This is a genomic window from Magnetospirillum sp. ME-1, assembly GCF_002105535.1.
Taxonomy (GTDB): domain Bacteria; phylum Pseudomonadota; class Alphaproteobacteria; order Rhodospirillales; family Magnetospirillaceae; genus Phaeospirillum.
The window spans coordinates 1,503,834-1,524,978 of sequence record NZ_CP015848.1 but is presented as its reverse complement, the minus strand read 5'-3'; the positions used below and the strand labels follow the sequence as shown (position 1 = coordinate 1,524,978).

General features: G+C 66.9%; 21 protein-coding genes. 1 reads left to right on the top strand and 20 read right to left on the bottom strand.

Going from position 1 to position 21,145, the window contains the following annotated elements:
• Positions 1-20: 20 nt before the first annotated feature.
• From WV31_RS07055 to WV31_RS06970, 18 genes are all read right to left on the bottom strand, one after another.
• Positions 21-1,070, bottom strand: a complete 1,050-nt coding sequence (locus WV31_RS07055; protein ID WP_237051531.1) for a M23 family metallopeptidase — start codon at positions 1,068-1,070, stop codon at positions 21-23.
• 35 nt (positions 1,071-1,105) lie between these two features.
• Positions 1,106-1,750, bottom strand: a complete 645-nt coding sequence (locus WV31_RS07050) for a protein-L-isoaspartate(D-aspartate) O-methyltransferase (protein ID WP_085375512.1) — start codon at positions 1,748-1,750, stop codon at positions 1,106-1,108.
• Entirely contained in the window at positions 1,750-2,529 is a 780-nt protein-coding gene (gene surE / locus WV31_RS07045; RefSeq protein ID WP_085372894.1) for a 5'/3'-nucleotidase SurE, read from the bottom strand. Before surE ends, WV31_RS07050 begins: the two co-directional genes overlap by 1 nt.
• A 1-nt stretch (position 2,530) precedes the next feature.
• Entirely contained in the window at positions 2,531-3,799 is a 1,269-nt protein-coding gene (gene serS, locus WV31_RS07040) for a serine--tRNA ligase (RefSeq protein ID WP_085372893.1), read from the bottom strand.
• Between the two features lie 67 nt (positions 3,800-3,866).
• Positions 3,867-6,125: a hypothetical protein gene (locus WV31_RS07035; protein ID WP_085372892.1), complete on the bottom strand. Its 2,259-nt coding sequence runs from the start codon at positions 6,123-6,125 to the stop codon at positions 3,867-3,869.
• Entirely contained in the window at positions 6,112-6,984 is an 873-nt protein-coding gene (locus tag WV31_RS07030) for a hypothetical protein (RefSeq protein WP_085372891.1), read from the bottom strand. The genes WV31_RS07035 and WV31_RS07030 overlap by 14 nt, the downstream gene beginning before the upstream one ends.
• A 100-nt stretch (positions 6,985-7,084) precedes the next feature.
• Positions 7,085-7,912: a twin-arginine translocase subunit TatC gene (gene tatC / locus WV31_RS07025; RefSeq protein WP_085372890.1), complete on the bottom strand. Its 828-nt coding sequence runs from the start codon at positions 7,910-7,912 to the stop codon at positions 7,085-7,087.
• Between the two features lie 10 nt (positions 7,913-7,922).
• A complete protein-coding gene (gene tatB / locus WV31_RS07020; RefSeq protein ID WP_085372889.1) occupies positions 7,923-8,327 on the bottom strand; it encodes a Sec-independent protein translocase protein TatB in 405 nt (134 codons plus the stop codon).
• A gap of 6 nt (positions 8,328-8,333) precedes the next feature.
• Positions 8,334-8,579 (bottom strand): twin-arginine translocase TatA/TatE family subunit, encoded by a 246-nt coding sequence (locus WV31_RS07015; protein ID WP_085372888.1) that lies wholly within the window; start codon positions 8,577-8,579, stop codon positions 8,334-8,336.
• A 105-nt stretch (positions 8,580-8,684) separates the two neighbouring features.
• On the bottom strand, positions 8,685-9,074 hold the full coding sequence (locus tag WV31_RS07010; protein ID WP_237051530.1) for a YbaN family protein: 390 nt from the start codon (positions 9,072-9,074) through the stop codon (positions 8,685-8,687).
• A gap of 161 nt (positions 9,075-9,235) precedes the next feature.
• Positions 9,236-9,886, bottom strand: coding sequence for an SMC-Scp complex subunit ScpB (scpB, locus tag WV31_RS07005; RefSeq protein ID WP_085372887.1), 651 nt, complete (start codon positions 9,884-9,886; stop codon positions 9,236-9,238).
• The gene (locus WV31_RS07000; RefSeq protein WP_085372886.1) at positions 9,883-10,695 is read right to left on the bottom strand and encodes a segregation and condensation protein A; all 813 of its coding nucleotides are present in this window, start codon (positions 10,693-10,695) and stop codon (positions 9,883-9,885) included. Before WV31_RS07000 ends, scpB begins: the two co-directional genes overlap by 4 nt.
• The gene (locus WV31_RS06995) at positions 10,692-11,378 is read right to left on the bottom strand and encodes a site-2 protease family protein (RefSeq protein WP_085372885.1); all 687 of its coding nucleotides are present in this window, start codon (positions 11,376-11,378) and stop codon (positions 10,692-10,694) included. The genes WV31_RS07000 and WV31_RS06995 overlap by 4 nt, the downstream gene beginning before the upstream one ends.
• A complete protein-coding gene (nagZ, locus tag WV31_RS06990) occupies positions 11,375-12,394 on the bottom strand; it encodes a beta-N-acetylhexosaminidase (protein ID WP_085372884.1) in 1,020 nt (339 codons plus the stop codon). Before nagZ ends, WV31_RS06995 begins: the two co-directional genes overlap by 4 nt.
• Positions 12,381-13,346, bottom strand: a complete 966-nt coding sequence (locus tag WV31_RS06985) for an SPOR domain-containing protein (RefSeq protein WP_085372883.1) — start codon at positions 13,344-13,346, stop codon at positions 12,381-12,383. The genes nagZ and WV31_RS06985 overlap by 14 nt, the downstream gene beginning before the upstream one ends.
• Positions 13,347-13,364: 18 nt before the next feature.
• Entirely contained in the window at positions 13,365-15,095 is a 1,731-nt protein-coding gene (argS, locus tag WV31_RS06980) for an arginine--tRNA ligase (protein ID WP_085372882.1), read from the bottom strand.
• 5 nt (positions 15,096-15,100) lie between these two features.
• Complete coding sequence (locus WV31_RS06975) at positions 15,101-16,294, bottom strand: deoxyguanosinetriphosphate triphosphohydrolase (RefSeq protein ID WP_085372881.1); 1,194 nt, start codon at positions 16,292-16,294, stop codon at positions 15,101-15,103.
• Between the two features lie 54 nt (positions 16,295-16,348).
• Positions 16,349-17,500, bottom strand: coding sequence for a GGDEF domain-containing protein (locus tag WV31_RS06970; protein ID WP_145980774.1), 1,152 nt, complete (start codon positions 17,498-17,500; stop codon positions 16,349-16,351).
• Between the two features lie 193 nt (positions 17,501-17,693).
• On the opposite strand from WV31_RS06970, the gene erpA reads away from it, so the two are divergent.
• On the top strand, positions 17,694-18,047 hold the full coding sequence (erpA, locus tag WV31_RS06965; RefSeq protein ID WP_068434901.1) for an iron-sulfur cluster insertion protein ErpA: 354 nt from the start codon (positions 17,694-17,696) through the stop codon (positions 18,045-18,047).
• A gap of 182 nt (positions 18,048-18,229) precedes the next feature.
• Here erpA and WV31_RS06960 read toward each other — a convergent pair whose 3' ends face one another.
• Both WV31_RS06960 and WV31_RS06955 read right to left on the bottom strand, forming a co-directional pair.
• Positions 18,230-18,808 (bottom strand): hypothetical protein, encoded by a 579-nt coding sequence (locus tag WV31_RS06960; protein ID WP_145980773.1) that lies wholly within the window; start codon positions 18,806-18,808, stop codon positions 18,230-18,232.
• Positions 18,809-18,884: 76 nt separating this feature from the next.
• Positions 18,885-21,101 (bottom strand): sensor histidine kinase, encoded by a 2,217-nt coding sequence (locus WV31_RS06955; RefSeq protein ID WP_085372878.1) that lies wholly within the window; start codon positions 21,099-21,101, stop codon positions 18,885-18,887.
• Between the last annotated feature and the right edge of the window lie 44 nt (positions 21,102-21,145).

The window sequence follows — 21,145 nt, the reverse complement described above, 5'->3', positions numbered from 1 at the left end:
GGTCCGTTCGCGGGCCGGGGTCAATACGCAATCATAGCAAAGTGATACACTTTTGCCGGCGATGCGACCTTGTCTTGCAGATAATCGACGGGATTGACCGCCTCGGTTCCCCGGCGGATCTCGAAATGCAATTGCGGCGAGGTGACCGAGCCGCTGGCGCCCAGGGTGGCGATGGTCTGGCCGCGCTTGACCTGGTCGCCGCGCTTGACCAGCAGCTTCTCGTTGTGGGCGTAGGCGGTCATCCAGTTGTCGGCGTGCTTGATCAGCAGCAGGTTGCCGAAGCCCTTCAGCTCGTTGCCCACATAGGCCACCACGCCGTTCTCGGCGGCGCGGATTGCCGTACCCTTGGCGGCGACGATGTTGATGCCGTCGTTGTGCTGCCCCTTGCCGGGCAGCGGGCCGAACTCGGCCACCACCTCGCCCTTGACCGGCCACAGGAAGCTGGAGCCGGCGCGGGCCGGCGGCGCCGCCGGCAGCGCGGCGACGGGCGGCGCGGAATGGGAGGGGGCGCGGGCATAGGCGGGCGGCTGATCGTCGGGCCGGGCGGCGGCGGGCGGCTTGCCCCCTCCTCCCCCCGGCGCGTTGGGCGAGGCCACCACGATATTGCCGCTGCCGGACGGAGCCGTCTTGGCGGGCATGCTTGCCTTGGGACCGGGAATGGTCAGCCGCTCGCCCACATGCAGGACATAGGGGGCCCGCTTGCCGTTGGTGGCGGCCAGCGTGTTGAAATCCACCTTGAACCGCCGGGCCAGCACCGACAGGGTGTCGCCCCGCTGCACCACGTAGTCGGACCCGCCGCCGGGCAGGCGCAGCACCGTGCCGGGCTGCAGCTGGTAGGGCGGCTGCAGGTTGTTGAGCTCGATCAGGTCGCGGACCGCCAAGGAATAGCGCCGGGCGATGGAATAGACGGTATCGCCGGCATAGACGGTGACGGCGGCCGGCCGCTGCACCTGCAGCGGGCCGTCGTGGCCCCGCGACACCGGCACCTGGGAATCGTAGCTGGGCGAGCACGCCGCCACCAGAGCGGCGAGGGCCAGAACCGGAACCAGATGATGTGGCGCGTGCCTCATACCCGCACTATAAGCGCGACCAACGCGAGCGGCAATCATTCCTCCGGCATGCCCTCGACCAGGGGGACGAAACGCACCGGCAGGAAGGGCTGGATGTCGATGCCGCGATCGGTCCTGGTGATGCGCACCAGTTCCTGGTCGATGCCGCCCACGTCGCCCAAGGGCAGCACCATGATGCCGTCGGGCTTCAGCTGATCGACCAGGGCGGGCGGAATGTCGGGGGCGGCGGCGGTGACCATGATGCGGTCGAAGGGCGCCTGTTCCGGCCAGCCGCGCGAGCCGTCGCCGGCCCGGCAGGTGATGTTGTGCAGGCGAAGATGCCTGAAGCGGTTTTCCGCCTCGGCCAGCAGCGGCTTGTGCCGCTCGACCGAATAAAGCCGCCGGCACAGCTTGGCCAGGATCGCCGCCTGATAGCCCGAGCCGGTGCCCACCTCCAGCACCTTCATGCGCTCGCCCACCTCCAGCGCCTGACTCATCAGGCCCACCACCAAAGGCTGGCTGATGGTCTGGGCGCAGGCGATGGGCAGGGCGGTATTCTCGTAGGCCTGATCCAGAAAGGGCTCGGCGACGAACAGGTCGCGGGGAATACGCTCGATGGCCGACAGGACCCGCGTGTCCACCACGCCCAGCCGCCGCAATTCCATCAGCAGGCGGATGACCCGGGGCTCCGCCTTCTTGATCAAAAGGCCGACTCCAGCGCCTTCATGTCGTCCCGATGGGTCAGGTCGAAACACAGCGGCGTGATGGAGATGGCGCCGCGCACCACCGCCTCGATGTCGGTGCCGGGCGTCGAGCGGTCCTCGGCCCGTTGCGCCCCGATCCACACATAGGGTTCGCCGCGCGGGTCCTTGCGCTCCATGATCTCGTCGCCGATCTTGCGCTTGCCCTGGCGGGTGATCTCGATGCCGGTCACCGACGAGGCGATCACGTCGGGGAAGTTGACGTTGATCAGCACGTTGCGGCTCCAGCCCTTGGCCAGCAGGCGGCGGATGACCTGGGGCGCCCAATGCTCGGCCGTCCCCCACTTCACCGGATGGGGATGATTGATGAACTGGGACAGCGCGATGGCCGGAATGCCGAGGATGGTGCCTTCCATGGCCGCCGCCACCGTGCCCGAATACGTGACGTCCTCGCCCAGGTTCGAGCCCCGGTTGATGCCCGACAGCACCAGATGGGGCTTCTTGCCCTTCAGCACGTGGTTGACGCCCAGCAGCACCGCATCGGTGGGCGTGCCGTCCACGGCATAGCGCCGCGCCGACACCTTGCGCACCCGCAAGGGCCGGCGGATGGTCAGCGAATGGCCCGCCGCGCTCTGCTCGGTTTCGGGGGCCACCACCCAGACATCCTTGGACAGGGTCCGGGCGATGCGCTCCAGCACCTTGATGCCCGGCGCATTGATGCCGTCATCGTTGGAAATCAGGATGCGCAAGGACGAGGGATCGGCGACCGGCTGGAACATCTCAACCAATGACCTCCAGCCCGCCCATATAGGGGCGGAGCGCTTCCGGCACCTCGATGGAGCCGTCTTCGCGCTGGTAGTTCTCCATCACGGCGATCAGGGTACGGCCCACGGCGAGGCCGGACCCGTTCAGGGTGTGGACGAAACGGGTGCCCTTCTCGCCCTCGGGACGGAAGCGGGCCTTCATGCGCCGGGCCTGGAAGTCGCCGCAGTTCGAGCACGACGAAATCTCGCGGTAGCGCTGCTGTCCGGGCAGCCAGACCTCGATGTCGTAGGTCTTGGCGGCCGAAAAGCCCATGTCGCCGGTGCACAGCACGATGGTGCGGTAGGCCAGGCCTAAGCGCTGCAGCACGGTCTCGGCGCATTTGGTCATGCGCTCGTGCTCTTCCTCCGACCTGTCGGGATGGGCGATGGAGACCATCTCCACCTTGTGGAACTGGTGCTGGCGGATCATGCCGCGGGTGTCCTTGCCCGCCGCGCCGGCTTCCGAGCGGAAACAGGGGGTGAGCGCCGTCATGCGGATGGGAAGCGCCTTCTCGTCCAAAATCTCGTCGCCCACCAGATTGGTCAGCGGCACCTCGGCGGTGGGAATCAGCCAGTGGCCGGTATTGGTCTTGAACAGGTCCTCGCCGAACTTAGGGAGCTGGCCGGTGCCGAAGGCCGCGCCATCCTTGACCATCAAGGGCGGGTCCATCTCGGTATAGCCGTGCTCGGTGGTCTGGAGATCGAGCATGAACTGGCCGATGGCGCGCTGCAGCCGGGCCAGATTGCCCTTCAGCACCACGAAACGGGCGCCCGACAGCTTGGCGGCGCCGTCGAAATCCATCAATCCCAGCTTGGCGCCGATGGCATCGTGGTCAAGGGCGGCGAAGGCGAAGGTCTTAGGCGTCCCCCACTTGCGCAGCTCGACGTTGTGCTCCTCGTCGGGGCCATCGGGAACGTCGGCGGCGGGCAGGTTGGGGATGGAGGCCAGGATGGACTCGATTTCGGCGCCCAGCGCCCTGTCCTCCTCCTCGGCGGCCGGCATGCGCTCCTTCAGGCTCGCCACCTCGTCCATCAGGGCGGAGGCGTCGCCGCCGCTCTTCTTCAGGGCGCCGATCTGCTTCGACGCCTCGTTGCGCCGGGCCTGCATTTCCTGAAAGGCGGTCTGGGCGGCGCGGCGGCGGGTATCGAGATCAAGAATCTCGGCCGAACGCGGCTCCACCCCCCGGCGCTTCAGGCCGGCATCGAAGGATTCGGGATTGTCGCGAATGGACTTCAGGTCATGCATGGCGGATCGGTCCAAGATGGAAGACGCAAGGCTTATAAGCCCTGGCGCCAACCCTGTCGAGGGGGGCTCAGGCCGCCAGGGCGAAGGGCCGCCCCTCCATGGCCTCCACCTCGGCCAGCCGCAGCAGGGCGATGTCCAGCAGGTCCGAGGCCAGTTCCTCGAAACGGGCGCCCAGGAAGTCCTTGAGCACGGCGGGCGGCAGATTGCGGCGGTTGAGGATGCCCGGCATGGTCTCCCAGCCCTTCATCAGGGCATGGATATGGGCCATGGCCGGGTCGGCGGGAGCCGGTTTGGCCAGCCAGTCCAGCAGGTGCTTCAGCCCCCGTCCCTCGCCGTCGCCTCCGGCCTCCATCTCCGCCAGCCAAGCCAGGGGCGCGAGAGCGGGATGGCGGGCGGCCACCTGCCCCGCCCCGCCGCCGTGCCGGCGCGCCAGTTCCAGCTCCAGGGTCGGTGAGGCGGCAAAGTCGTTGGCCGAAATGGCCACCGGCTTGCCACGCCGCGCCGCCACCAGCCGCACCACCGGATGGTGACGATGGTCGCGCCACAGCCGGTCCAGGGTCTCCTGCGCCTCCCGCGCCAACGCCTGGCGCTCCTGCGGCGTGCACAGCACCAGATCGGAGCGTTGCAGGACGGTAAGGCGGAACTGGGCGCGCAGCACCTCCCACGCCGCGTCGGCGGGGACGTAATCGGCGGGCAGGTCGAGACGGGGGGGCAAGGACTCCTTCTTCTTGCGCGGTGTCCAAGGCTTGCCCTCGGCCTTGAGGCGCAGGTGACGGGCGATATCCTCGGCGCCGTAATCCCGCATGCGCTTCAGTTCCGCCTGCATCTGGGCAGCGCGCTCCGGCTCGTCCCGCCACACCAGTTCGATGCCGTAGATGTAGCGGGAATGGGCATCGCGGGGAAAGGCGGCGATGGTGTGTTCGAACACGTCCCGGGCCTCGGGCCAGCGCCCGGTATCGGCCAACAGGCGGGCGAGATCGGTGCGGGGCGCTGGGTCCTTAGCCTCGGTATCGGCGGCCATGGCGGCGCGTAACTGCGCTTCCGCCTCCTTGACCATGCCCCGTTCGGCCAGCAGATGGCCCAGCAGGCCCAGGGCGACCGGATTGCCCTTGAAGCGGCGCAGGGTGTCGCGGCACAGGGCCTCTGCCTCCGCCACCCGCTCCGGCCACTTGGCCAGATGCTTGGCCAATTGGGCACCGGGAAAGGGGTTGTCGCCGAAGCGGGCGCGGGCCTGCCACAGCACCGCCTCCGCCTCCCGCCACTGGCCGCAGGCCGCCAGGCTCTCGGCCAGCAGATCCCAGCGCCGCTGCTCCTCCGGCTGCCAGTCCACCGCCGCCCGGGCCAGGGATAGGGCGGCCAGGGGGGTGCGGTCCCAAATGCCGCGTCCGGCGGCATCCATTGACTTGGCAAGATACTCCCGATCGCCGCTGCGCTCCACCTCGGCCAGATGGGTGGCAAGGAAGGTCGCCACCTCGGCCGCCAGCGCATGGCCGGTCAGGCTCCGCACCCGGTCGCGGAAGGTATCGCCGCGCTCGGGCCGGGCTGCCTCGCCCTTCTCCGGTGCCAGCCCCAGATCCTCGGCCCACCAGCGGGCGAAGGGCTTGCGCTCGTAGCGGCTCAGCAGGGGGATAACCAGTTCCGCCCAATCGGCGGAATCGCGGGGATAAAGGGCCTTGGCATCACGCCAGCGCACCATGAAGCGCTCCCGCCCCTCGGGAGTATCGGGCAGACCGGCGGCCCAGCGGGCCAGTCCGGCGAGCAGGGCCGGGTCCAGGTCGGAAGCGCCCCGGGGCCGGGGCAGCCGCCGCAGGCCCAGCAGGCTGATGGTCAGCCAGCGCTCCTCTACCTGCCCCTTGCCTACCGCTTCGCAAAGCTCCAGCCAGCGGCCCAGCAGGCGGCGGTCGGTCTGCATGCCAGCCAGGGCCAGCCACAGGCGGAAGCGGGTGTCCTGCCCGCCTCCCGACAGCATCACCGCCAGGGAGTCGAATTCACTGCGCCGGTCGAGAATCAGGGAACGCGAAAGCGGCAACACCAGGGCGGCGGCCAGGGCCCAGGCCTGGGTGAGATCCACGGCGCGCAAGGCGGGATCGGGCAGGCCGGCCACATCCTCGGCCAGCCTTTCCACCAGCCAGGCGCGCAACGCCTCGTCCAGTGCGGCGAGACGGGCGGACCCGGCGGATTCACGCTCGAAAATGAAGCCCAGCACCTCGGCGGGCTTGTAGGGGCCGAACCCCCGCACCACCTCGTAGCCGCACAGCACGTCCTCCAGCGCCGGGGCCGGATCGGTATCGAACAGGCGAAGCCAGTCTTCCCTAGAGGGCGGCATGGACCGCTCCGCCGGGCTCGGCCAGATCGAAGTGCCGGCTGCGCAGCAGCGCCACATGGGCATCGCGCAGCGATTGCAGGTCCCAGGCCTCCCTCTTGCCGATACTGCCGAATTTCATCACATGGTCCCGCCGATAGGCGATGGGGCGAAACACCAGTTCCGCCATAAGTCTCTCTCCGCGCCGGCGAAGATCGACCACGCGGCCATAGCTTATCCGCTCTGCCGGAGAAGGTGAAGGGGTGGGATAGAAATAAGGGTTGAAGCTGGGACCATCAATGGCGGTGGGGGCGGCGAAAGCCAGGGCCTTTTCCTCGGAGCCAAGACCGGCCAGCACGTCGGCCACCGGAATTTTCATCACCACCACCGGAATTTCCGCCTCGCCCTCCGGTGGATAATGTCCGAGCCCCAGTCGGTCGCGCAGGTCATGGGGCCAGTCGGCGGCCTCCAGGTCACTCCTCACCGAATCATGGAAGGCCCCGAACAGCGGCCGCGAATCGCGGATTCCATTCCAGTCGGCAAGAAAGGCATCCAGATCGTCATCACCCGGCAGGGGACGGCCCAGGTCACGCATGACCCAGCTCAAGTCCTCCACCCGAATCAGGTGGATGCGCTGGTCGGGAGGCGGCAGGGTCGCGGCGGCATTAAGCCGGGTGAAGGCCGGGGACAGGTGGCGGGCATTGGCCCAGCGCATGAATTCGACCCGATGAGCGGCCTCAAGGCTCCTGATCCGTGGGGCGCCGGCCTTGACCCGCTCCACCGCATCTTGCCACTGCTGGCGGCGTTCGGCGCTCAGGCGGCCGTCAAGCGCCAGATTGTCACCGATGGCTCGGTCCCAATCGGAATCGGCCGAGGCTTGCAACCGCCCGATCTCATCCCCCACAAAGCCCATATACCACCACTCGCCGTACCGTCGATGGCCACAACTATCGCTCATTGACGGTAGAGGTCAACACCCTATTCTACGAATTGAAATCGGTCTCGTCGTGGGGGGTGTCGTCGTCGGCCCCGTCGTCGGCCAGGGCCTCGTCCCGCTTCTTCTCGGCCCAGCGGGCGGACAGAATGGAAATCTCGTAAAGGCCGACCATGGGAATGGCCAGCGACAGCTGGCTGACCACGTCGGGCGGCGTGACCACGGCGGCGAAGACGAAATTGCCGACAATGGCGAAGCGGCGCTTGTCGGCCAGGCCTTGCGCGGTCACCAGCCCGACCCGGGCCAGCAGGGTCAGCAGCACCGGCATCTGGAAGGCCAGCCCGAAGGCGAAGATCAGGGTCATGATCAACGACAGGGATTCGTTGACCTTGGCCTCCATCTGGATGGGCAGCGTGCTGGGCCCGCCCAGCAGGTTCTCGAAGCCGAGCAGATAGGTGTAGAGGTTGGGCAGCACCAGGTAATAGACCATGGCGGCGCCCAGGCCGAACAGGATGGGGGTGGCCACCAGGAAGGGCAGGAAGGCCTGCTTCTCGTGCTTGTAGAGGCCCGGCGCCACGAAGGCCCACAGCTGCCCCGCCCAGATGGGAAAGCACAGGGCCGCGCCGGCGAAGGCCGACACCTTCATGAAGGTGAAGAACGCCTCGGTGGGCGCGGTATAGATCAGGCGGCGGTTGCCGCCCTTGGCCAGCGCCGCCTTGGAATAGGGCTCCAGCAGGAACTCGTAGATCTCGTTGGAGAAGTAGTAGCAAATCCCGAAGGCGATGATGAACGAGATGGCCGACCAGATCAGCCGTCGGCGCAGCTCGATCAGGTGCTCGAGCAACGGCATGGTCTTGTCGTCGTGGGACTCGATCAAGATGCTTCCTCTAGGGTTCCGGCGGACGGGCGGGCGTCTCGGCGGGCTTGATCTCTTCGGGGACCGGATCGGTGACCGAGGCAAGCGCCGGCGGCGGCACGTCCTCTCCCCCCTTCAGGTCGAGGGACGGAAGCTCCATGGCCTTGGCCATCTCGCCGGTGGGATCGATGGCCTTGTCAACCTCTTGGCGCAGCAGGTTGACATCCGATACCTTGGATACCTGCTTCTTCAACTCGTCCAGTTCGGATTCGCGCACCATGTCGTCCATGCCGCGATGGAACTCGGCCGCCATCTCGCGGGCCTTGCGGGTCCAACGCCCCATCTGGCGCAGGACCACGGGCAGATCCTTGGGTCCGATGACGATCAGGCTGACCACGGCGATCAGCGCCATCTCGTCCCAGCCGATGTCGAACATCCGGTCTTAGACCTTGGGGGCGGAATCGGGGGTGGCGGCCGGCTTGGCGGCCTGGGCTTCCGTCACCTGGGGCTGGGGCTGCGGCGCGGCGGCGGCCTGGGCGGCCCCCTCCTCCTCGTCCTTCAGGCCGTGCTTGAAGGCCTTCACGCCCTTGGCCATGTCGCCCATCAGCTTCGGAATCTTGTTGGCGCCGAACAGCAGCAGCACGATGACCAGAACGATGAGCCAATGACCGATACTCATGCTACCCATGCCACAACACTCCTCGTACGTCATTGCCGTGCAAACCGGCCGGCGGCGGATCATCGCAAAAGAAAAGCATCACCGCAATGGCCGCTTTTGGGGCGGCTTTGGTGATTAAAGGGGCTTGCGGCTTGGTTTGGAAAGGATGAACACCGCGCCTGCCGTGCAGGTGGCGCCCATGGTCGCCATCGCCCACCACGGCGCCTGGGTGAACCCCACCACGTAGACGATGCTGACCACCATGCTGGAAAGGGCGATGACCTTGGCGTAAAGGGGAATCACCCGGTTGATCTCCCAGTCGCGCAAGGGCGGGCCGAACACCGGATGATAGAACAGCCAGGCGTGAAAGCGGTCGGACGACTTGGCGAAGCACCACAGCGCCACCAGCATGAACGGCGTGGTCGGCATCACCGGCAGGAAGGCACCGACGATGCCTAAGCCGACGAAGGCCCAGCCGACGATCATCAGCGCGACCTTGCGGCCCTTGTCCGCGACGGCCCTCATGCGAAATCCCGAAGACTAATTCCTGCTGTCATCCCGACGACCATCGGGAGAAGGGATCTCGTCCTGGCCCGGCTTTTCAGAATCGGCACCGTCATGCCAAGCGGAGATCCCTCGCATTCGCTCGGGATGACAATCGGTTCAATCGAACCCGGCATCACACTTTACTCCCCGATTCCCAGCAGCGTCTCGTCGTCCAGCAGGTCCAATTGTGTCTCGTCCTCGTCCGCCGTATCCACCAGCCGCGCCTCTTCCACCGCGCGGTTGCCATAGGCGCCGGCGGCGGCCCTGGCATCCAACAGGCCGGCGGCCTCCAATTCCTTGATGCCCGGCAAGTCGGCCAAGGATTCCAGGCCGAAATGATCGAGGAAGCCGTCGGTGGTGGCCCAGGTCAGCGGACGGCCTGGGGTGCGGCGGCGGCCCTTGGGCCGGATCCAGCCGGCGGCGAACAGGATGTCGATGGTGCCCTTGGACAGGGCCACGCCGCGAATTTCCTCGATCTCGGCGCGGGTCACCGGCTGGTGGTAGGCGATGATCGCCAGGGTCTCGACCGCGGCACGCGACAGTTTGCGCTCCTGGGTACGCTCCACCTTCAAGGATTCCGCCAGATCGTCGGCGGTGCGAAACGCCCAGCCGTCGCCGCGCCGCGCCAGGGTGAAGCCCCGCGCGGCGTAATGGGTCTCCAACTCCGTCAGTAGTTGAGGGATATCCACCCCCTCCGGCAGGCGTTCGGCCATGGCCCCTTCCGGCACCGGCTCGGCGGAAGCGAAGATCAGTGCCTCGACGATACGCAGGTGTTGGGGATCGCTTGTCACTCTTCCCTCCCCTCGCCTTGTCCGGCGCGGATGTAGATGGGCGAATAGGCGGCACCGTCCTGGCGCAGCACCAGCTTGCCCTGCTTGGCCAGTTCCAGGGCGGCGACGAAGGTGGATGCCACCGCCGATTTCATCTTCAGTTCGTCGCCCTCGATGGCGGGAAGATAGGCCATCAGTACCGACCAGTCGGGCAGGCTGCCGATGCCCAACATGGCCTCCAGCCGCGCCAGGGCGTGCTCCACCGACCACAGATCGGGGGCCTCGACGGTGAGCGTGCGCACCGAATTGCGCACCACGTGATCGGCATAGGCCTTCAACAGGTCATAGAGGTCGAGGTCGAAGATGGAGCGGCTTTTCACCTCGATGTCCTCGGGCGCGCCCCGGGCGAAGACGTCGCGGCCCAGCAGGCGGCGCGTGAACAGGGCTGTGCCGGCCTTCTGCATGGCCTCCAGGCGCTGCAGGCGGAAGGCCAGCGCGGCGGCCATTTCCGCCGGGCTCATCTCCTCGCCCGGCTCGGGCTCCGGCTCGGGCAGCAGCAGGCGGCTTTTGAGATAGGCCAGCCACGCCGCCATCACCAGGTATTCGGCAGCCAGGTCGATCTGCTCGCGCCCGACCTTCTGAACGAAATCAAGGTACTGGTCGGCCAGTTTCAGGATGGAGATCCTGGCCAGATCCACCTTCTGGTCGCGGGCCAGTTGCAGCAGAACGTCCAGCGGGCCTTCCCAGCCGTCGAGATCCAGCAGCAGCCGTTCGGCCGGGGCGCGCTCCGGCCGATCCTCCTCGAAGGCGAAGGTCGGCGTGCGGCTCACGGCCCCAGGGCCCTCACCAGGAAGCGGCCGATGCTGTCCACCGGGCCCTGGACCAGCCAGCGGAACACGTCCAGATCCATGCCGATCTGGTTGCCCAGCAGGGGGAACAGGAACAAGGCGGCGATCAGGATCAGCATCCCCGCCTTTTCCAGACGGGCCAGATGCCAGGCCAGGAAACGCGGCAGGATGCCCACCGCCACCCGTCCGCCATCCAGCGGGGGGATGGGGATCATGTTGAACACCGCCAGCAGCAGATTGAAATAGATGGCGTTGTCCAGATTGAGGAAGTACCAGCCGCGAATCGCATCGGGCATCACCGGCACCAGACGCACCGCCAGCACCGCGCTGACCGCCAGGGCCAGATTCATGGCCGGTCCGGCGGCCGCGACGATCACCATGTCGCGGCGGGGATTGCGCAGGCGGCTGAAATTGACCGGCACCGGCTTGGCCCAGCCGAACATCACGCCGCCTAGGGCCAGCAGCAGGCCGGGCAGGATGATGGTGCCGAACGGGTCGATATGCTTCAGCGGATTGAGCGAGATGCGCCCCAGCCGGTCGGCGGTGTCGTCGCCGCAGGCCTTGGCGGCATAGCCGTGAGCCGCCTCGTGCAGCGTTACGGCGAAGACCAGGGGAATCGCCCAGATGGTGATGCCGAACAGCAGCCCACCCAGATCGCCCATCATGGGGATGGCCCGAGCAGCGAGGCGACCCGCTCCCCGGCGGCCTTGCGGTCGAAGGGCATCCGCTGGCGCTTATTAGCCAGGCCATGGGCCACCCGCACCTCGGCCGCCGCGCTCAAGGGGCGCAGCTCCGACGCGATGGCGGTCATCTCGGCCATGTCGCCGTTGCAGTGAAGCACCACGTCGCAACCCGCCTCCAGACTGGCGCGGGTGCGGTCCTCGAAGCTGCCGCCCAGCGCCTTCATGGACAGATCGTCGGAGATCAGCAGGCCGTCGAAGCCGATGGCGCCGCGGATCACCTTGTCGATCACCACCCTTGAGGTGGTGGCCGGCCGTGCCGCGTCAAGGGCGGTGTAGACCACATGCGCCGTCATGGCCCAGGGCGCATGGCGGTAAGCGTGGAAGGGCGGGAAGTCCTGACTCTCCAGCTCGGCCAGCGGAGTATCGACCACCGGCAGGTCGAGATGGCTGTCCACCATGGCGCGGCCGTGGCCGGGAATGTGCTTGATCACCGGCAGCACGCCTTCGTCCAGCAGCCCGTCGATCACCGCGCCGGCCAGATCGATCACCGACTGGGCGGTGCGGCCGTAGGCGCGGTCGCCGATGACGTCATGGGCACCGGGAATGGGCACGTCGAGGACGGGGGCGCAATCCACGTCGATGCCCAGATCCGCCAGCTCGGCCCCGATCAGGCGGAAATTGAGGCGCAGAGCCTCCCTCGCGGCGTCGAGATCACGGGCGGCCAGGGCGGCGAAGGGCTCGCCGGGGGGAGCCTTTCGCCAGTGTGGCGGCTTCAGGCGCTGCACCCTGCCGCCTTCCTGGTCGATCAGCACCGGCGCGTCGGCGCGGCCCACGCAGTGGCGCAAGGAGTCCACCAGCGCCTTGACCTGATCGGGGCTGTCCACGTTGCGGGCGAACAGGATGAAGCCCAGCGGGTTGACGCGCTGGAAGAACTCGCGCTCGGCCGGAGTGAGGACCAGCCCGGAGCAGCCGAAGATGGCGGCGTTAACGGCGGGCAACGATGCACCCCTGGGATCGGGCGGTGAGTTCGGCGCAAAGCTGGCGGGCGGCCTGTTCCGACAGGGGCGCGGCGCGCACCCGCCAGAACGTCCCCTTGCCTTCCAGCTCGACGCGGACGATGTCGGGCTTCAGGGCGCCCAGCAGGTCGGCATTAGCCTTCTGGATGCGCAGCCATTCCTTGTCGGCCAGATCGGCGGCGCGCACCGCACCCAGCTGCACCACGAACTCGCCCGAGGCCGGAGCCTTGGCCGAGACGGCGGGCGCCGGAGCCGGCGGCGGGGCCACGGGGCGGGGCGCCTGGGCCACCACGGCGGGGGCCATGTGCTCGGGCTGGGCCGCAGGAGCCGGGGCGCGGTCCTGCACCGGCTGGTAGGCGGGCGGCACGGGCGCGGCGGCGGGCGGAATGGGGGCGGCTTCCATGGGCTGGGCCGCCACCTTGGCCGCCGGAGCGGTCTTGGGGGCCGGCGGCTCGCCCGCCTTGGGCGGAATGGGCGCAGGCCGTTGGGCCACGGCGGGGGGAATGTTGGCCGGTGGGGGCTCGGCCGACAGCGGCGGCACGGAAATGGTCTTGGGCGGGGCCTTGGCGGCCTCGGGCTGGGGCAGCAGGCGCTCCACCTTGGGCTCGCTCTCCCCGGCGGAATCCATGCGCTCGTAGACCAGCTTGTCCTGGTTGGGCACCTGCATGCCGCCCCGGTCGTCGGGACGGGTCTTGATGGGGCGGTCGTCGGCCTTGATCACCGGCACGCCCAGGCCGCCGCCCTTGCGCCCGCCCACGAAATGCAGGCCGGCGGCGACGATGGCACCCACCGCGATCACCGCGCCGCCGATCAGCACCCAGCTGCGCAGGCGATGACCGGCCCGGGCCTGATGGGAATCGGCATCGGCGTCATAGCGCTCCGGGATGATGTCCAGCAGGTCGCGTTCGTAATCGTCGCCGGGACGTTTGGCCATGTCGTAGGTTTCCCCTTGTTACCGCATCTCTTCCACGGGCGTGACACCGAAGATGCCGAGCCCCGAGGCGATCACCCCTACCACCGCGCGCAGCAGGCCCAGACGGGCCAGCGACAGCTCGCGGTCATCCTCGATCAGGAACCGCAGCCGGGTCTCGTCCTTGCCCTTGTTCCACAGCCCGTGGAAGGCGGCGGCCAGGTCATAGAGATAGAACGCGACGCGATGCGGCTCGTGGGCCTCGGCCGCGCTTTCCACCAGGCGCGGCCAGCCGGCCAGCAGCCTGATCAAACCAAGCTCGGCCGGGTCGGTCAAGCGCGCCAGCACCTCCACACCGGGAGTATGGTCCGCCGTTTCCGGCCACATCTGCGCCGCGTGGCGCATCACCGAATGGCAGCGGGCATGGGCGTACTGGACGTAGAACACCGGATTGTCGCGGCTTTGCTCCAGCACCTTGTCGAGATCGAAGTCGAGATGGGCGTCGTTCTTCCTGGTCAGCATGATGAAGCGGACCACGTCCTTGCCCACCGCCTCGACCAGATCCCTGAGCGTGACGAAGGTGCCGGCCCGCTTGCTCATCTTGTAGGGCTGGCCGCCCTTCAGGAGATTGACCATCTGGCACAGCTTGACGTCGAGGTCGCCGCCGCCTTCGCTCACCGCCTTGACGGCGGCCTGCATGCGCTTGACGTAGCCGCCGTGGTCGGCGCCCCACACGTCGATCATGGAACCAAAGCCGCGCCGGTACTTGTCCAGATGATAGGCGATGTCGGACGCGAAATAAGTCCACGAGCCATCGGACTTCTTCAACGGGCGGTCCACGTCGTCACCGAATTGGGTGGCCTTGAACAGGGTTTGCGGCCGGGCCTCCCAATCGTCGGGCAGCTTGCCCTTGGGGGGCTCCAGCACGCCTTCGTAGATCAGGCCCTTGGCCGAAAGATAGTCCAGGGCGTCCTGGACCTTGCCGGCCTCCACCAGCCCGCGCTCGGAGACGAAGACGTCGTGCTTGACGCCCAGGCCGGCCAGGTCGTCCTTGATCATGTCCAGCATGGCGTCCACGGCGAAGGTGCGCAGCTCGGGCAGCCACTCGGCCTCGGGCTTGTCCTTCAGCGCCGGGCCGTATTTCTTGGCCAGGGCCTCGCCGGCGGGCTTGAGGTATTCGCCAGGATAAAGACCCTCGGGGATCTCGCCGATCTCCTCGCCCAGGGCCTCGCGGTAACGCAAATGGGCCGAACGGGCCAGCACGTCCACCTGGGAGCCGGCGTCGTTGACGTAGTATTCCCGCGTCACGTCGTAACCGGCCTTGGCCAGCAGCAGCGCCAAAGCGTCGCCGAACACCGCGCCGCGGGCGTGGCCGATATGCATGGGGCCGGTGGGATTGGCGGAGACGTATTCCACGTTGACCTTGCGGCCCTTGCCCATCTCCGACTGGCCATAGGACACACCGGCGGCCAGTACCTCGGCCAGACGCTCGAACCAGAAGGAATCGGCGAGGCGCAGGTTGATGAAGCCGGGACCGGCCACCTCCACTTCCGACACCGCCGGATGGGCGCGCAAGGCTGCCGCGATCTTTTCCGCCAGGTCGCGGGGCTTCATGCCCGCCGCCTTGGTCAACACCATGGCGGCATTTGTGGCCACATCGCCGTGGCTGGTCTCGCGCGGCGGCTCGGCCGTCACCTTGGAAGTGTCGAGGCCGGGAACGATCGCCTCGACCGACTTGATAATTTCTTCGCGAAAGTATTTGAACAGGTTCATTTTTCTCAGGGCTTCTCTTGCAGGTCGAACAGCCGGCGATGCTCGTCGAGCGCAAAGCGGTCGGTCATGCCGGCGATGTAATCGGCCACCACGCGGGCGGTCTTGGCGGTGCCCTTGCCGTCGGCCAGACGCCGCCATTCGGGCGGCAGGCATTCGGGTTCGGCGAACAGCAGGCGGAACAGATCCTTCACCACGCGCCTGCCCTTGCTGGTCATGCGGTTGACGCTGAAGTGGCGGTACATGTTGGTGAACAGGAACTGGCGCAGCGCCGCGTCGTTGGCGCGCATCTCGTCGGAGAAGGCGGCCAGCGGCCGGCCCAGACCGCGCACATCGTCGGCGGTCTGGGGCTTGAACTCGGCGATGCGGCGCTTCGTCTCCTCGATCAGGTCAAGGATCATGATGCCGATCATCCGGCGCACCACCTCGTGGATGTGAAGCGAGGGGTCGGCATCGGGATATTCCCTGGCCACCTGATGAAACAGCGGCCCGACCAGGGGCACGTCGGCCAAGTCCTTGATGGTGAACAGGCCGGCGCGCAGACCGTCATCGATGTCGTGGTTGTTGTAGGCGATGTCGTCGGACAGGGCCGCCACCTGGGCCTCCATGCCGGCAAAGCTGTCCAGGCGCAGATCGTTCAGTTGGGCATACTCGGCGATGGCACCGGGCAGCACCCGGCCGGGCTTGACCGCCAGGGGGCCGGTGAGCGGGCCGTTATGCTTGACCAGTCCCTCCAGGGTCTCCCAGGTGAGGTTGAGGCCCTCGAACTCCACGTAGCGGCGTTCCAGCTTGGTGACGATGCGCAAGCTTTGGGCGTTGTGGTCGAAGCCGCCGAATTCGGCCAGGACCTCCTGCAACGCATCCTCGCCCGCATGGCCGAAGGGGGTGTGGCCCAGATCGTGGGCCAGCGCCAGGGCCTCGGCCAGATCCTCGTCCAGGGACAGAACGCGGGCGACGGAGCGCGCGATCTGCGACACTTCCAGCGAGTGGGTGAGCCGCGTCCTGAAATTGTCGCCCTCGTGATAGACGAACACCTGGGTCTTGTATTGCAGGCGGCGGAAGGCGGCGGAATGGATGATGCGGTCGCGGTCGCGCTGGAACGGCGAGCGGGTCGGGCTGTCCGCCTCGGCGTGCAGGCGGCCGCGGGATTCCTCGGGCCGGCAGGCGTAGGACGCCAGGGTATGGAAGCGGGACTCGGTCATGACCGGGACACTACCGCCCAAGCAAGGGGAACGCAACCACCGGGGGCTCGAAACTCAGGCCAATTCGCAACGGTCGCGCCCCATGGTCTTGGCACGGTAGAGAGCCGTATCGGCCCGGCGGATGGCGGCTTCCATGTCCTCGTCTCCGGCCAGGGTGGTGACGCCGGCACTTAAGCTGATGTGAAAGGGCAGATGGTTCACTCCATCCAGCCCCCTCGCCTGCTCGGTGAAGGCGGTGCGCAGGCGTTCGGCCACCCCCATGGCCTCGGTGGAGGAACTGCCGGGCAACAGAATCAGGAATTCATCGCCGCCGAACCGGCACAGCAGATCCTCGGCCCGCAGCACGCGTCCCGCCAGGCGGACGAACATCATCAGCGCCTCGTCCCCGCCCGCATGGCCCAGGCGGTCGTTGATCTGCTTGAAATGGTCCATGTCGATCATCAGGAGCGACAGCGGCGCGCAGATGCGCCGGGCACGCATCACCTCCCGTTCCGCCAGTGCGCCGAAGGCCCTGCGGTTCAGGGCTCCGGTCAGGGGATCGCGGCTGGCCTGGAAATTCAGTTCCTCCTGCAACCGCTCGCCCGCCATCAGCACCATGCACAGGGTGACCGAGATGGTGACGCACAGCCACCACATGGCGGCGACCACGGTCAGGCCATAGGACATCTTGCCGGCCATGAACCCCATGTCGAAGCCGATGGAGGCGCCGCGGACCATGAAAAACAGGGCATTGGCCAGATAGACCCACCCCGCCAGCCGCATGGCGAGGCGATGGGGCGGCGGGCGCCACAGCAATTCCCGGGCGATAGCCAGGGAAATCAACGCCACCAGGGCGGAATTGAAGATGGCGCGCAGATAAAGCGACCCTACCGAATGGGAGATGACGATCAGCGCGACGGCCAGGGCGCCGAGACCGAGATAGAACCGGACCGTCAAACCCTCCCGCCCCAGAAAGCGGCGGAAACCGTCCCAGACGAGGCAGAATCCCGCCACCACCAGCCCGTGAGCCAAGGTCAGGGACCAGCCCTCGGAGAGGCCCGCCCCCGTTCCGGCCACGGCGAAGCTCAGGGCGCCGATGACGCTGGCCCAGGCCCAATGCCCCAGCCCGGCCGTGCCGGGATGCAGGAAATAGAGGACGATTCTGGCCAAGGCGCAGCAGGACGTCGCCACGGCGACCGCCACCAGCATGGTGTGCAGATCAAGCACCAAGACGGGGATCCTTCCCCAAGGTTGGAATCATTCGACGGCCGAGCCTATAAGCCGGGGCTCATATGCGCAACCTACGAACCATGACTTGAATTCGGTATCGGAATACCTAAATTGCGGGAACGGAGCTTCCAAAGAGGGTGGGCAAGGTGCTACCCTTCGAACAATTCCAATCCTTGCCGCAGAGGACACGATGGCCGAGGTCGAACACAATTACGCCGCCCGCATCAGCGTCACCGAAAGCGCCGCCGAGCGCGTCCAGACCCTGATCAAGATGGAAGGCAAGCCCAACATGATGCTGCGCCTGGGCGTTTCCGGCGGCGGCTGCTCGGGCTTTTCCTACGGCATTTCGCTGGACGACCAGATCGGCGACGAAGACCGCCTGTTCAGCGAATTCGGCATCACCGTGGTGATCGACCAGACCTCGCTGGACATGCTGGACGGCTCGGTGGTCGATTACGTCGAGGATCTGGCCGGCTCGTCCTTCCAGATCAAGAATCCCAACGCCACCTCCACCTGCGGCTGCGGCAGCTCGTTCTCGGTGTAAGGTCCGCCCAAGGCTTCGCCCGCTCATCATGGGCGGAAAAGCCGGATAGACCACCAAGGCACCAAGGACACCAAGAGAGCTCCGCCTGTACCACAAGAGGTTGCGTATCTCCCGGGAAGGCGGAATCACGGAAATCCTCTTGGTGTCCTTGGTGTCTTGGTGGTGAAACTGCGTATGCCGCCTTACCAGCTGGGACACTGGCCGTTGACGCGGCGGTAATTGCCCGGCGTGTCGATGGCGGCATTGCGAATCCTCAATTCGTTGGCGAAGGCCTCGAAGGTGGGCTTCATGGCCGCCGTCAGCTGATCCTTGAATTCGGTGGTCACCGCATCGGCGGATGCGGTGCTGATGCGCGGATTGATCCGCGCCGCCGCGTTGCGCAGCACGGATTCCGCCTGGGGCGTCCAGTGGCGGAAGGTGTCGCGGCTGATGGCCACGTGCTCGTCCTCGTGGGTGCGGATCACCCGGTACTGGCAGCCGCCGGGCGGATATTCCCGGGCGATGTCCACCTTGATCTCGGTGATCTTCCAGACCGCTTCGACGCGGGCGAGGCCCATGCAGCGCCTCCCCTGCCCCAGATCGATCTGCCAGCCCTGGACGCGGAGCTCCAGATTGGTGGTGGTCCGCGTCAGGCCGGTGGTGAACTCGTTGGACTCGGCCCGCGTCTTGCCCGACAGGGCGGTGATGCGGGCCCGGCTCTCCTCGCCGCTGTAGACGGGCTCGGCCATCCAGGTGGAAAAGGTCACGGTGCGTTGCGGCACATAGGCCCCGCCGGGCGGGCAGGCCTGGGCGAAGGTGGGGGAAGGCGCGGCGGCGGCCAGCGCGCAGGCCAGCAGGCTAGCCCTTGCGAGGCTGGCAAACCGGCAGGGAGAAATAGAAGGTGCTGCCCTGCCCCGGCTCGGAGTCCAGCCACATGCGCCCGCCGTGGCGCTCGACGATCTTCTTGGCCACCGCCAGGCCGATGCCGGTGCCCTCGTACTCGCCGCGGGCATGCAGCCGCTGGAAGATGACGAAGACCCGCTCGAAATACTTGGGATCGATGCCGATGCCATTATCGCGCACAGAAAACGTCCAGGTATCGCCATCCCGCACCGCCCCGACATGAACGCGCGGAACCGTCCCGGGCGCCCTGTATTTTATGGCGTTCCCCACCAGGTTCTGCAACAGACTGACCATCTGGATCTGGTCCGCGTCCACCTCGGGCAGCGGGTCGCGGGCGATCTCGGCCCCGGCTTCCTCGATGGCGGCCCCCAGATTGGTCAGGACCAGGTCCAGCACCGCCTCCATCCTGACCTTCTCGAAGGTTCGGCCATGGGTCGAGACGCGGGAATAGACCAGCAGGTCGGTGATCAGGCGGTGCATGCGCGCCGCGCCGTCGGCGGCGAAATGGATGTATTCGCGGGCGTTGTCGTCAAGCGCCCCGTCGTAGCGCCTGCGCAGCAATTGCAGGAAGCTGGTCACCGTGCGCAGCGGCTCCTGCAGGTCGTGGGAAGCGACATAGGCGAATTGCTGCAGTTCGGCGTTGGACCGCTCCAGCTCGGCGGTCCGCTCGGCCAGTTCCTGCTCGGCGAGCTTGCGCTCGGTGACGTCGCGCAGGATGGCGGTGAAGAAGGCGCCGTTATCCATCTCCCAGCGCGACAGGGTCAGTTCGACCGGAAACACCTGTCCGTCGCGCCGCAGACCTTCGAACAGCGAGGGAACACCGAGAATCGGCGCGTCGCCGGTGGTGACGGCGCGGCGAAGCCCCTCCTCATGCCGTTGACGATAGGCCTCGGGCAGGATCATGGTGACGTTGGCGCCCAACGCCTCGGCCTCGGCGTAGCCGAAGATGCGCTCGGCTCCCACGTTCCACGAGACGATGTCGCCCCGTCCGTTGACCGAGATGATGGCGTCGGCGGCGGTCTGGGTCACCGAACGGAAGCGCACCTCGGATTCCCGCAAGCGCTGTTCCGCCCGCTTGCGGTCGGTGATGTCGTGGATGCTCCAGCGGGTGCCCATGATCGCCCCGCAATCGTCGAAGATGGGCTGGAAACTGGCCATCACCCATTTGACCAGACCGTTGCGGCAGACCAGCCGGAATTCAATCCCGCTCTCGAAATTGCCGGTCAGGGCCGATTGCCGCAGACGCCGGATCTCGGCCCGGTCGGCTTCATAGATCATGGGCAGCGGGTAATCTTCCATGGCCAGGCATTGCTCGATGGAATATCCGGCCAGACGCTCCACCGCCGGATTGACCCAGCGCAGCTTGCCGTCCTGGTCCAGCCAGGATTCCCAGTCGAAGGTGTAATCGGCGATGGCGCGGAAACGCTCCTCCTTGGTCCGCAGCGCCTCGCGCGCGCTTTCCACCTCTTCGTGCTGGATCTGGATGATGCGGTCGGCGCGCCGCACGATGAGGAACAGGGTCAGGTAGAGCCCGGCCAGGATGGCCGCCACCAACCCGCCCAGGCGCCAGACATTGGACGTCAGCCGCTCCATGGACGGCGAGGCATCGGAATAGAGCTCCAGCCCGCCGACCGGCTGGCCCAGTTCGCCGGTCACCGGAATATAGGTTTCCACCACCCAGCGGTCGTCGATCCGCCCGGCGAGGTCCGGCATTCGGGGCTTGAATTTCATGGCGGTCCAGGTCTTGCCCTGCCCAACCGCCTGACCAACCCCTGGGTTGATCGAGAAATCCTCCCCCACCTCGTCGCGGATGGAGGAATAGACCGCCCGCCCCTGACGGTCGTAGACGCGGATCTTCAGAATGGGCAATCCGGTGGACAGGCTGTCGAAGGCGATATCCAGCGCCCGAAGTTCGCCGCGACGCCTCAGAGGCTCGGCCGCAATATTGGATGCCGTGATGAAAAACGGCTGAAACTGGCGCCAGAACGTGTTGGCGAAGGTGGTGGCCAGACGTGTGTTCTCCGCCTCGCTGGAGTACAGGAACTCGTCGACCTGATCGCTGCGGTAAAGGGCCACCAGCACCGAAGCGGTGACGGTCAGCGCCACGGCGCTTGCCATGGAATAGTACCGCAGCAGCTTGAACCTGGAGTTGACGGTTTTCTCGTCTGCCACCCATTCCCCCGAACATGTGCGTCCCGTATGAGTATGCGCTTTCG